Annotated in this window: 10 protein-coding genes; 7 read left to right on the plus strand and 3 right to left on the minus strand. The window is 67.6% G+C overall.

Annotated features, from left to right (window positions below; all coding sequences use genetic code 11):
- Positions 1 to 43: 43 nt before the first annotated feature.
- Positions 44 to 547: a hypothetical protein gene (locus WS64_RS28375; RefSeq protein WP_059642351.1), complete on the plus strand. Its 504-nt coding sequence runs from the start codon at positions 44 to 46 to the stop codon at positions 545 to 547.
- Positions 548 to 785: 238 nt separating this feature from the next.
- Positions 786 to 1,901 (plus strand): hypothetical protein, encoded by a 1,116-nt coding sequence (locus tag WS64_RS28380; RefSeq protein WP_060968411.1) that lies wholly within the window; start codon positions 786 to 788, stop codon positions 1,899 to 1,901.
- A 74-nt stretch (positions 1,902 to 1,975) separates the two neighbouring features.
- Here WS64_RS28380 and betA read toward each other — a convergent pair whose 3' ends face one another.
- Genes betA through betI form a run of 3 tightly spaced genes read right to left on the minus strand, consistent with a single transcriptional unit; the run spans position 1,976 to position 5,779 of the window.
- A complete protein-coding gene (gene betA, locus WS64_RS28385) occupies positions 1,976 to 3,676 on the minus strand; it encodes a choline dehydrogenase (RefSeq protein ID WP_059583226.1) in 1,701 nt (566 codons plus the stop codon).
- Between the two features lie 16 nt (positions 3,677 to 3,692).
- A complete protein-coding gene (gene betB, locus WS64_RS28390) occupies positions 3,693 to 5,162 on the minus strand; it encodes a betaine-aldehyde dehydrogenase (protein WP_059583225.1) in 1,470 nt (489 codons plus the stop codon).
- A gap of 32 nt (positions 5,163 to 5,194) precedes the next feature.
- Entirely contained in the window at positions 5,195 to 5,779 is a 585-nt protein-coding gene (betI, locus tag WS64_RS28395) for a transcriptional regulator BetI (protein ID WP_060968412.1), read from the minus strand.
- Positions 5,780 to 6,503: 724 nt separating this feature from the next.
- Between betI and WS64_RS28400 the strand changes: the two genes are divergently transcribed.
- From WS64_RS28400 to WS64_RS28420, 5 genes are all read left to right on the plus strand, one after another.
- Positions 6,504 to 7,406 (plus strand): alpha/beta fold hydrolase, encoded by a 903-nt coding sequence (locus WS64_RS28400; protein ID WP_060968413.1) that lies wholly within the window; start codon positions 6,504 to 6,506, stop codon positions 7,404 to 7,406.
- 67 nt (positions 7,407 to 7,473) lie between these two features.
- Complete coding sequence (locus WS64_RS28405; protein WP_060968414.1) at positions 7,474 to 8,043, plus strand: methyltransferase family protein; 570 nt, start codon at positions 7,474 to 7,476, stop codon at positions 8,041 to 8,043.
- A gap of 16 nt (positions 8,044 to 8,059) precedes the next feature.
- Positions 8,060 to 9,343 carry a glycosyltransferase gene (locus tag WS64_RS28410; protein WP_060968415.1) on the plus strand — a complete coding sequence of 428 codons (1,284 nt, stop codon included), beginning with the start codon at positions 8,060 to 8,062 and terminating at the stop codon, positions 9,341 to 9,343.
- Entirely contained in the window at positions 9,340 to 10,932 is a 1,593-nt protein-coding gene (locus WS64_RS28415) for a DHA2 family efflux MFS transporter permease subunit (RefSeq protein WP_060968416.1), read from the plus strand. Before WS64_RS28410 ends, WS64_RS28415 begins: the two co-directional genes overlap by 4 nt.
- A gap of 9 nt (positions 10,933 to 10,941) precedes the next feature.
- Positions 10,942 to 11,880, plus strand: coding sequence for a glycosyltransferase family 2 protein (locus tag WS64_RS28420; protein WP_060968417.1), 939 nt, complete (start codon positions 10,942 to 10,944; stop codon positions 11,878 to 11,880).
- The last annotated feature ends 1 nt before the right edge of the window (position 11,881 follow it).

Here is an 11,881-nt window from a genome sequence, read left to right on the forward strand (position 1 = left end):
CCTGGCGGCGTGCCGCCATTTGTGAAGAGAGGGGGCAGTTCAAATGAGCATTCGCAAAATCGTATCGCTTGTTGCTGCAGTGGCTTTCACCGCGGTTTCGGCCGCGCCTGCTTTCGCCGTCACCGTGTCGCGCGCCGACGGCCAACCGATGAATCCGAACGGCGAGCCGTTCTCGGCGACGGGGCTCACGAACCTCAGCAAGGGATCGATTACCGCATCCTGCAATGCGACGTTCAACGGCACCATCACGTCGACCGGTATCGTCAACATCACCTCGACGACGTTCACGGGCGGCGCGACGTGCGGCCTGATCAGCGGCAGCGCGAGCAGCACGTCGCCGTGGACGGGGCAGGCCGACAGCACGACGCAACTGTCGATCAACAACGTGAAGGTGAACGTCACGCTGCTCGGCACGTGCGGGCCGAGCAAGGTCGTGATGGCGTGGAGCGATGCGAACTCGTCGCTGACGTTCAACAACGCCACGCTGACGCCGGACTGCACGGTGGGCGGCACGATCCTGACGTCGCCGAAGTTCCACGTGCAGTAAGCGGCGCGCGACCGAAGCGGGGACCCGCCGCGCGGGAGGGCCGTGCGTGAGGATCGGGCGGTTCGCACGCGGGTTGTCGCTTTCGCTTCCTCGATGTATTCGCGTCGTCGCGCTTATCCGCGTGACGACCGGTTGGCCGCCCGTGTCGAGATCCGGCACGGGCGGACCTGCAGGGCAGGCGTGACGCACCGCGCCTCCCGATTCGATTGAAACGAGACTATTCCAATTGGCCGGAACCATGCTTACCGATCCAGCAAAGTATGGCGATGCCCACGGCGCGACGCCCGACCGGCTGCGCACGGCCGCGTGGCTGCAGTACCTGATCGACCATCTCGACACGGCGGCCTGCGCGATGACCGCGAGCGACGCCGGCGACCCGCCCGTCGTCGCGTCGCACGCGCGACGTGCGGGAACTGGCGCGAGCCTCTCCCGCGAAGCGACCGCGGTCCTGCACCGGCTCGTCCCGTGGATCGCGACCGATGGCGGCGGCTGCGCATGCGACCCGGCCGATCCGCTCGGCGCGTGCTCGCACGTGCCTTCCGTCCGGCAACTCGCCGAAGCCGAACGTCGCTGCCCGGGCTCGCGTGCCGTATTCGACACCGCGCACGGCCTGATCGATGCCTGCGCATTCGACGATCCGGACGTCGGCTGGGCCGCGCTCGAACGGATTGCCGATGGCGTCGAATGCAGCGGCGAAGACGCGGGCGCACGCCTCGCGAGCGAACCCGACGGGCAGCGCGACACACCCAATGCGAAGAACCTGAGAGACAGGCTCGCCGCGGTCGTGGCAACGAGCACGGAAGCACCGACTCGTCCCGGCGCCGTCATCGACGCGATCGTGCTGCGCGCATGCGGCCCGCGCGACGACGCGGCGCGCATCGACGAGATGGCCGCATTCGCGATGTTTTCGGCAGAACTAGCCGCGGGCAACGGCGTTTCGGTTCAGGCGTACGGCGGCCGGCACAACCTCGTCGCGCGGGCGATCCGCACGCACCGCGCCGATCTTGCGTCGGTGGACGGGCTGTTCGCCGCGCTATCCGTGTGCCGGCTCGATCGACTGACAGGCGCCGGCAGTTTCTGGGCCTACTACCTGCTGGCGGGCGTCATGATCGCCGCGCCGGATACGGTGCGGGAAATCGGCCGCGGCTTCCATGGCGACACCTGGCCGGAATGGCTTGATCACGTCCTCGCGTGGCCGGCGGTCAGCCGCTTCGGGCCGAAGGAGGATGCGGCGTTCGAGCGCTTGCGCGATGCGATGAGCCTGACGTCGCGCAGGAACCCGATCGTGCGTGCGAAACGGATGCGGGGCGTTTCCGTACCCCGGGCAGGCGGCGCAAGCGGGAAGACGCAATGAAACGCGGCTCGGGGCGAGAACGCCGCGAGCCGCGGGGGAGGGTATCGCGGCGCCCGGTGCGGGCGCTGGATCGATCAGACGGTCTCGGGTTGCCGCACGGCCTTCGCGACATTGCGCGCCGGTGCGCCGTTCGCGACGAAGTACGGCACGTCGACCCGCGCGAGCGGCGTGCGGCCGCGGATCTTGTCGGCGATCTTCTCGGCGATCATGATCGTCGGGGCGTTCAGGTTGCCGGTCGTGATGATCGGCATGATCGACGCATCGACGACGCGCAGCCCGTCGAGCCCGTGCACGCGGCCTTCTTCATCGACCACCGCCATGTCGTCGTAACCCATCTTGCACGAGCACGACGGATGGAACGCGGTTTCCGCGCGGGCGCGCACGAATGCGTCGAGTTCCTTGTCGCTCTTGCAGTCGGCGCCCGGGTTCAGCTCGCGGCCGCGATAGCGGTCGAGCGCGGGCTGCCGCATGATCTCGCGCGTCGCGCGGATCGCATCGCGGAACTCGCGCCAGTCGAGCGCTTCGGCCATGTAGTTGAACAGGATGCTCGGGTGATCGTTCGGGTCGCGCGAGCGCAGCTTCACGCGGCCGCGGCTCGGCGAGCGCATCGAGCCGACGTGCGCCTGGAAGCCGTGCATCTCGATCGCGTTCGAGCCGTTGTAGTTGATCGCCACCGGCAGGAAGTGATACTGGATGTTCGGCCACGGGTCGTCGTCGCGCGTGCGGATGAAGCCGCCCGCCTCGAAGTGGTTGCTCGCGCCGAGGCCCGTGCCGTTCAGCATCCATTCGAGGCCGATCTTCGGCTGGTTCCACCACTTGAGCGCCGGGTACAGCGAGACCGGCTCCTTGCACTCGTACTGGATGTACATCTCCAGGTGGTCCTGCAGATTCTGGCCGACGCCGGGCAGATCGAGCACGACGGGAATGTCGAGTTCCTTCAGCCATGCGCCGGGGCCGACGCCCGAGCGCTGCAGCAGTTGCGGCGACGCGATCGCGCCGCTGCACACGAGCACTTCGCGGCGCGCATGCACGGTCGCGCGCTCGGTGCCGCGCAGGTACGTGACGCCCGACGCGCGCTTGCCGTCGAACAGGATGCGGTCGGCGAGCGCATGCGTGACGATCTCGAGGTTCGGCCGCATCTTCGCCTGGTCGAGGTAGCCGCGCGCGGTGCTCGCACGGCGGCCCTTCGGCGTGACGGTGCGGTCCATCGGCCCGAAGCCTTCCTGCTGATAGCCGTTCAGGTCGTCGGTGCGCGGATAGCCGGCCTGAACGCCCGCGTCGACCATCGCTTCGAACAGCGGGTTCACGCCCGGCTTGCTGGTCGTGACCGACACGGGGCCGCTGCCGCCGTGATAGTCGTTCGGGCCGACGTCGCGCGTCTCGGCTTTCTTGAAGTACGGCAGGCAGTCGAGATACGTCCAGTTCTCGAGGCCCTTGTGCGTCGACCAGTTGTCGTAGTCGAGCGCGTTGCCGCGGATGTAGCACATCCCGTTGATCAGCGACGAGCCGCCGAGCCCCTTGCCGCGGCCGCATTCCATCCGGCGGTTGTCCATGTGCGGCTCGGGATCGGTCTCGTATGCCCAGTTGTAGCGGCGGCCCTGCAGCGGGTAGGCGAGGGCGGCCGGCATCTGCGTGCGGAAGTCGAAGCGGTAGTCGGGGCCGCCCGCTTCGAGCAGCAGCACCGTGACGTTCGGATCTTCCGTCAGGCGCGTCGCGAGCACGTTGCCCGCGGAACCTGCGCCGCAGATGATGTAGTCGTATTCGCGTGTCGTCATGACGGCTCTCCTTGTATTAGAACACCGGGTTGTAGCGGCCGAGCTCGACCTGCACCGACTTGATTCGAGTGTAGTGCTCGAGCGTCGTGATGCCGTTCTCGCGTCCGACACCCGATTGCTTGTATCCGCCAACCGGCATCTCGGCCGGCGATTCGCCCCACGTGTTGATCCAGCAGATGCCCGCTTCGAGGCGATGGATCGTGCGGTGCGCGCGTGACAGGTTCTCGGTCACGACACCGGCCGCGAGGCCATAGTGCGTGTCGTTCGCACGGGCGATCACTTCGTCCTCCGATTCGAAATCGAGGATGCTCATCACCGGCCCGAAGATTTCCTCGCGCACGATCTTCATGTCGTCGCGGCAATCGCCGAACACGGTCGGGGCGACGTACTGGCCGTTCGCGAAGTGGCCGTCGGTCAGCCGCGTGCCGCCCGCGAGCAGCTTCGCGCCTTCGGCCTTGCCGCTTTCGATGAAGCCGAGCACCTTGTCGAGCTGCGCGGCCGACACGAGCGGGCCGAAGTTGGTGTCGGCGTCGGTCGGCTTGCCGACGCGGATGCGCTTCACGCGTTCGAGCACCTTCTGCGTGAACGCGTCCTTGATCGAGCGGTGCACGAACACGCGCGTGCCGTTCGTGCAGACCTGGCCCGAGCTGAAGAAGTTGGCGGTTACCGCGATGTCGGCCGCGCGGTCGAGGTCCGCATCGTCGAACACGATCAGCGGCGACTTGCCGCCGAGCTCCATCGTCACTTCCTTCAGCGACGATGCGCCGGCGAGCGACATCACCTTCTTGCCGGTTTCGACGCCGCCGGTGAACGACACCTTCGCGATGTCCGGATGGCCGGTGAGCAGCGCGCCGACCGAGCCGTCGCCCTGCACGACGTTGAACACGCCGGCCGGCACGCCGGCTTCCGTATAGATTTCCGCGAGCTTCAGCGCGGTCAGCGGCGTGACTTCGCTCGGCTTGAACACCATCGCGTTGCCGGCCGCGAGCGCGGGCGCCGTCTTCCAGCAGGCGATCTGGATCGGGTAGTTCCATGCGCCGATGCCCGCGCACACGCCGAGCGGTTCGCGGCGCGTGTACACGAACGACTCGGCGCGCAGCGGTACCTGCAGCCCTTCGATCGCGGTCGCGAGGCCCGCGTAGTACTCGATCACGTCGGCGCCGGTGACGATGTCGACCGCGAGCGTCTCGCCGATCGGCTTGCCGGTGTCGCGCGTTTCGATCGCCGCGAGCTCGTCGTTGCGCTCGCGCAGCAGGTCGACCGCGCGGCGCAGGATGCGCGAGCGCTGCATCGCGGTCATCGCCGCCCATTCGCGCTGGCCTTCCCGCGCGGACGCAACGGCGCGGTCGACGTCGGCCGCGCTCGCCTGCTGCACCTGCGCGAGCAACTCGCCGGTGGCCGGGTCGAAGGTGTCGAAAGTCTTGCCGCTGGTGGCGTCGACGTAACCGCCGCCGATGTAGAGGCGCTGCAAACCGTATACGGACATGAGGATCTCCTGGTAGGCGACTGCGTGGCGCGTCAGTTGGACGCGAGCAGCAGGTCGATGTAATCGTGGGCGAGCTTCAATGTGGCTCGGGTGTCGATCGGGCCGCCGGCAAGCGCGCCGCGCAGCCACAGGCCGTCGATCAGCGCGGCGAGGCCGCTGGCGGCTTCGCGCGCTTTCGTGCGCGGCAATGCCTTGGCGAATTCGGCGCACAGGTTCGAATGGAGGCGCCGCGTGTTGACGTGCTGCAGCCGCTTGAGCATCGGGTCGTGCATGCTCTGCGACCAGAACGCGAGCCATGTCTTCATCACAGGCGCGCTGACCTGCGTGTCGTCGAAGTTCGCGGCGACGACGGCACGCAACCGGGAACGCGGGTCCTTGCGTGCGGCGGCGCGGCGGCGCGTGGTGGCCGACCACAGGTCGCGCAGCACGTGCCGCATCGTCGCTTCGAGCAGGCCGTCCTTGTCGCCGAAGTAATGGCTGACGATGCCCGTCGAGATGTTCGCGCGTTGCGCGACCGATGCGAGCGTCGTGCCGGGCAGGCCCGCTTCGTCGATCGAGCGCAGCGTGGCATCGATCAACTGGGCGCGGCGTATCTCCCGCATTCCGACTTTCGGCATCGCGACTCCCCTTCGCCCGGACGGGCCGTTCATGGAAGTCGAGAGCTTAGCGGTTTTTTATTGATTGTTCAATCAACAAAAAATCGGGGCTGAACGGCGGGCCGTGTTCCAAACGGAACGACGCGTCACGCCCGGAGCCATGTGCGAGTGCGGAAAAACGCATTGAAAGAAGGTTAATTAAGTTTGAATCTGTTTAAAACGGGACGTGTAAAAATGATGCAATGCGGAGGACCGTTTCTGCGCTCGATTTCATTACAAGGCGAAAGAATGTCGAGGTCTGTAATATTATTCACGATGTGAAATTGACAAATCGGATTGCGAATGTTTGCGGTTTTGTGAAAGCCGTTTTAATTCGGCGATTTAAACTCAATAAGTAATTGAAAAGTAAGTACAAATGTCAATTTTTCTGCGCTATGGAGCGTTACGCGCAAACGATTGCGAATCGTCCTCGGATGGATTCCGCATACCATAGAAATCGATAAATCAATTTGAATTCCGCGTATTTCATGGTCGAGTAGAGGGATTTTTGGAATGACTTGAGTGGGCAATGTCGACCGTATTAGTATGGCGCCGCACCACGAGGAATGAATGGCGCCGCGCGCGATTGCCGCGGTGCGTCGGCAATCGCGCGCGTCGATATCGATCGCGCACGGACCCGGCGCCGGCCATTGTGCACCTGCAGCATGCCGCGACGTCGAGACGCCGCACTCACCGGAGAACGACGATGCCGACCGAAAAACACGTGGTCCCGCTGCCGAATGGTCTGAAGGTCTACGTCGAACGGAACGTGTTCGACCCGGCCTTCGACACGGCGATGCTCGTCAACGGCGCGCTCGCGACGACCGCGTCGTTCGGCCAGACCGTCCAGTATCTCGGCGAGCGGATGAACACGATCTGCTTCGATTTGCCGTATGCGGGGCAGTCGCGGCAGCACAACCCCGGCTGCTCCATCCTGACCAAGGACGACGAAGCCGCGATCCTTCAGTACCTGGTCGAGCGCTTCGCGCCGGCGTTCCTCGTGTCGGTGTCGTGGGGCGGCGTCGCGTCGCTGTTCGCGCTCGCGCGCGGCTGCCCGAGCGTGCGGCGCGCGGCGATCTGTTCGTTCTCGCCGTTCCTGAACGACGCGATGGTGGACTACGTGACGCGCGCCCGCGACCACATCGCGGCCGGCGAGAACCTGAAGGCCGCGCAGTTGCTGAACGACACCGTCGGCCGCTATCTGCCGCGCATCATGAAGCTGTACAACTACCGGTATCTCACGCGCCTGCCGCGCGACGAGCAGGACCAGGTCGCGTTCCACGTCGACCAGATCCTGTCGCTGCAGCCCGAGCGCTATTTCAGCGAGTTCGCGAACATCGGCTGCGAGCTGCTGTTCCTGAACGGCGAGCGCGACGAATACACGACGCCGGCCGACGTGCGGCAACTCGGCGCGCACGTGGCGCGCGCGCGGTTCGCGACGGTGCCGGACGCGGGCCACTTCCTCGACATCGAAGGCCGGGCGCAGCGCGAGTCCACCCGTACCGCGCTGCTCGATTTCTTCTGCGGCGAGGCATCTGCCGCGGCCGGCGTCGCACGTGCCGCCGCGCACGCGTGCGTGCCCGCGCCGATGCATGCGCTTTCGTCGTGACGCCATCCGTCGTGCAGCGGGCGCGTCCCGCGCATCCGAATTCCCATCCCAACGAGGCAGGCCAGCCGTGAATATCGTTCAGACCATCGCCATCGTCGTTCCGTGGGCCGCGTGGCTCGCGTACTGGATCGCCACGTCGCAGGGCGTCAAGACCACCGTGCGCAAGGAGGCGTCGCGCTCGCGCACGCTGCAGTCGATTCCGCTGATCGTCGGTGGCGCGTTGATCATCCTGCCCGATCCGTCGTGGCACGCGCTCGCGCCCGACTGGCAGCGCTTCGGGCTGCAGGCGCAGTGCGGGCTCGCGGTGCTGGTGGCCGGCCTGCTGTTTTCGGTATGGGCGCGGCTGCACCTCGGCACGAACTGGAGCGTGTCGGTCACGCTGAAGGAAAACCACGAACTCGTCCGTACGGGGCCGTATGCGCTCGTGCGTCACCCGATCTACACCGGCTGCCTGATCGCGCTGGTCGGCGCCGCGTTGATCGGCGGCGAATGGCGCGGCGCGATCGGCGTGCTGCTGGTGTTCGCGTCGCTCGCGTACAAGGTGCGCGTCGAGGAGAGCTGGCTGACCGGGCATTTCGGGCCGGCCTATACGCAGTACCGCCGCGAGGTCGCGGCGCTGATCCCCGGCTTCTACTGACCCCGCGAGGCGCGCGATGGCGAAGATGATCGTGACCGCGATCGGTTCGGCGGGCGACGTGCATCCGCTGCTCGGCATCGCGCGCACGCTCGCCGCGCGCGGCCACGAGGTCGTGTTCTGCACGCATGCGCCGTTCGAGGCGGCCGTGCGCCGCTGCGGCTTCGCGTTCGTGCCGGTCGGCACCGCGGCCGACTACGACGCGGCGATGGCGAACCCGGCGCTGTGGGATCCGCGGACGTCGTTCCGCACGCTGTGGCAGGTGATCGCGCCGACGCTGCGCCCGCATTACGACACGCTGCGCGCGCTGACCGATGCCGACACGGTGCTGGTCGGCACGCTGTGGGCGTTCTCCGCGCGCTTCATGCAGGAGCTGCACGGCACGCCGTACGTGTCGGTGCAGGTGTCGCCGTCGACGCTGCTGTCCGCGCATGCACCGCCGACCCACCCGCGCCTGACAATACCCGCGCGCTGGCCGTTGCCGGTGAAGTCGGCGCTGATGACGCTGATCGAGCGCCAGGTGCTGGACCGCGTGTGCGGCCCGGCGCTCGACGCGGTGCGCCGCGGGCTCGGGCTGGCGCCCGCGCGGCGCGTGCTCGGCCGCTGGCTGCATTCGACCGACGGCGTGCTGTGTCTGTTTCCCGGCTGGTTCGCGCCGCCGCAGCCCGACTGGCCGTCGAATCATCTGCAAAGCGGTTTTCCGCTGTTCAACGATATCGCGACACCCGACGACGATGTGGCACTCGATGCGTTTCTCGCGGCCGGCGAAGCCCCGGTCGTGTTCACGGCCGGTTCGACGCTCGTCGATCATGCGGCCTATGCGCGCGCGGTGGCGCAGGCGCTGCGCGCGACCGGCGCGCGCGGGATCCTGCTGACGCCGCACGATGCGGCGCAGGACGGCGACCGGCTGCTCGCGCGCCGCTTCGTGCCGATGCGCACGCTGCTGCCGCGTTGCCGCGCGCTCGTGCATCACGGCGGGATCGGCACGGCGGCGCTCGCGTGCGAAGCCGGCATCGTGCAGGTCGTCACGCCGTTCGCGCACGATCAGTTCGACAACGCGCAACGCGTCGTCGCGAACGGCTGCGGCGTGCGTGTCGACGGCCCGCTCGACGGCGCGCGGCTCGGCGCGGCGCTCGCGCGCGTGCTCGACGAACCCGCGTTCGCGGTGCATGCGGAGCGCACGCGTGCGCTGCTCGCGGCCGCGCCGGACGGCTGCGGCGCGGCCGCCGATTTCATCGAACGGTTCGTGCCGAAGCGCGGACGAGCGGCCGCGCGGGCCGATGTCGCGGTGGCCGGCGCATGAGCGCCGCGTCGCCGCTTCACGACGGGGCCGCCGCGCCGCCGGCGTTCGACGTGCCGCCCGCGCCGGCCGCGCAGCCGGTGCGCGGCATCCGGCTCGCGCTGCTGACGTTCGCGCTGTCGCTCGCGACGTTCATCGAAGTGCTCGACTCGACCGTGACGAACGTCGCGGTGCCGGCGATCTCCGGCAGTCTCGGCGTATCGAACAGCCAGGGCACGTGGGTGATCAGCTCGTATTCGGTCGCGGCCGCGATCGCCGTGCCGCTCACCGGCTGGCTCGCACGCCGCGTCGGCGAACTGCGGCTGTTCGTCGGCGCGGTGCTGCTGTTCACGCTGACGTCGCTGATGTGCGGGCTCGCGCGCGACCTGCACGTGCTCGTGATCTGCCGCGCGCTGCAGGGGCTGTGTTCGGGGCCGATGGTGCCGCTGTCGCAGACGATCCTGCTGCGCACCTTTCCTCCGGCCAAACGTACGATCGCGCTCGCGCTGTGGGCGATGACGGTGCTGCTCGCGCCGATCTTCGGGCCGGTGGTCGGCGGCTGGATCGTCGACAACTTTTCGTGGCCGTGGATCTTCCTGATCAACTTGCCGATCGGGTTGTTCTCGTTCGCTGTGTGCACCGCGATGCTGCGCCCCGACGCGCAGCGCGGCGCGGCCGGCCCGATCGACGTGCCGGGCATCGTGCTGCTCGTGATCGGCGTCGGCTCGCTGCAGGCGATGCTCGATCTCGGCCACGACCGCGGCTGGTTCGATTCGCCGCTGATCGTCACGCTCGCGGTGGTGGCGGCGCTCGCGATCGTGTCGCTGCTGATCTGGGAAGCGGGCGAAGCGCATCCGGTGGTCGACCTGAGCCTGTTTCGCGACCGCACGTTCTCGTTCTGCGTGCTGATCATCTCGCTCGGCATGATGAGCTTCTCCGTGGTCGGCGTGGTGTTTCCGCTGTGGATGCAGGCCGTGATGGGCTACAACGCGTTTCATGCGGGGCTCGCGACCGCGTCGCTCGGCGTGCTCGCGCTCGTGTTCTCGATCCTCGTCGGGCTGCATGCGCACCGTTTCGACGCTCGCGTGCTCGCGACGTTCGGCTTTCTCGTGTTCGCGGCCGTGCTCGCGTGGGACGCGCATTTCACGCTGAAGATGACGTTCGCGCAGATCGCAGCACCCGGGCTGATCCAGGGGATCGGGCTGCCGTGCTTCTTCATTCCGCTGACCGCCGCGACGCTGTCGCGCATTCCGGACGACCGGCTCGCCGCCGCGTCGAGCCTGTCGAATTTCCTGCGCACGCTGTCGGCCGCGTTCGGCACCGCGATGAGCGTGACGCTGTGGGACAACCGCGCGACCTATCACTACGACGTCGTGTCGCAATCGGTCACGCACGCGTCGGCGAACACGCAACGCTTCGTGCATGCGCTGAACGCGATGGGCGTGGACGGCGTGCGCGAGCTGACGACGCTGCATCACGTCGTGATGCAGCAGGCCTACATGATGGCGACCAACGACATGTTCTGGATGGCGAGCATGACGTGTCTCGCGCTCGCCGCGATGATGTGGCTGACGCGGCCGAAACGCGGCGCGGCCGCATCGTTCGGACATTGAGGAGAGACCATGACGACACTCGGCGCACTCGTGATCCTGTATCACCCCAGCGACGCACAGCTCGACGCGCTGCGCGCGTGGCGGCACGCGTGCGATGCGCTGCTCGTCGTCGACAACACGCCGCAGGCCGATGCACGGGTGCGCGACCTGTGCGCGCGTGAAGGGATCGCGCTGCTGCATCACGGCAATCGTGGCGGCATCGCGGGCGCGTACAACGCAGGGCTCGCGGTGCTGTTTCGCGACCGCGTCGATGCGGTCGCGCTGTTCGACCAGGATTCGTCGGTGCCGGCCGCGTATTTCCCGACGATGCGCGAGGTCTGCGCGGGGCTTGGCGAGCGCGCGTTCCTCGCCGGCCCGCGCATCTTCGACGAGAACGCGCGCAGCTTCCTGCCGGAACTCGCGACGAACGGCATCGGCCTGCGCCGCCTGCGCATCGAGCCGGGCGCGCCGATGCAGCGCTGCGCGTTCCTGATTTCGTCGGGCTGCGTCGTGTCGCGCGATGCGTTCGACGTGCTTGGCCGCTTCGACGAGACGCTGTTCATCGATCACGTCGATACCGAATACAGCTTCCGCGCGCTGTCGCGCAACGTGCCGCTCTATGTCGTGCCGTCGCTGGTGCTGTCGCACCGGATCGGCGCGAAACGGCGGCATGCGATCGGCCCTTTTGAAATGACGTCGATGAACCATTCGTGGCAACGGCGCTACTACAGCGCGCGCAATGCGGTGCAGCTCGGGATGCAGTACGGGCTGCGTTTTCCGGTGGCGCTCGTGCCGAACCTGCTGACCGCGTGGCAGGTCGTGCAGATCGCGCTCGTCGAGCGCGACAAGCGCGCGAAGCTGGCCGGCATCCTGTTCGGCGTCGCGGACGGCCTGTTCGGCCGGCTCGGCCCGCTCGAGCGCACGCGGCCGCGTCTGGCCGCGCGGGCGCAGCGCGTTCGGCAGGGGTGAC

This window comes from Burkholderia anthina (genome assembly GCF_001547525.1).
GTDB classification, from domain to species: Bacteria; Pseudomonadota; Gammaproteobacteria; order Burkholderiales; family Burkholderiaceae; genus Burkholderia; species Burkholderia semiarida.

What these genes read in the sequence shown, in the direction of transcription:
- WS64_RS28375 (WP_059642351.1), top strand. Translation starts at nt 44, where the DNA reads ATGAGCATTCGCAAAATCGTATCGCTTGTTGCTGCAGTGGCTTTCACC.
- WS64_RS28380 (WP_060968411.1), top strand. Translation starts at nt 786, where the DNA reads ATGCTTACCGATCCAGCAAAGTATGGCGATGCCCACGGCGCGACGCCC.
- betA (WP_059583226.1), bottom strand. Translation starts at nt 3,676, where the DNA reads ATGACGACACGCGAATACGACTACATCATCTGCGGCGCAGGTTCCGCG.
- betB (WP_059583225.1), bottom strand. Translation starts at nt 5,162, where the DNA reads ATGTCCGTATACGGTTTGCAGCGCCTCTACATCGGCGGCGGTTACGTC.
- betI (WP_060968412.1), bottom strand. Translation starts at nt 5,779, where the DNA reads ATGCCGAAAGTCGGAATGCGGGAGATACGCCGCGCCCAGTTGATCGAT.
- WS64_RS28400 (WP_060968413.1), top strand. Translation starts at nt 6,504, where the DNA reads ATGCCGACCGAAAAACACGTGGTCCCGCTGCCGAATGGTCTGAAGGTC.
- WS64_RS28410 (WP_060968415.1), top strand. Translation starts at nt 8,060, where the DNA reads ATGGCGAAGATGATCGTGACCGCGATCGGTTCGGCGGGCGACGTGCAT.
- WS64_RS28415 (WP_060968416.1), top strand. Translation starts at nt 9,340, where the DNA reads ATGAGCGCCGCGTCGCCGCTTCACGACGGGGCCGCCGCGCCGCCGGCG.
- WS64_RS28420 (WP_060968417.1), top strand. Translation starts at nt 10,942, where the DNA reads ATGACGACACTCGGCGCACTCGTGATCCTGTATCACCCCAGCGACGCA.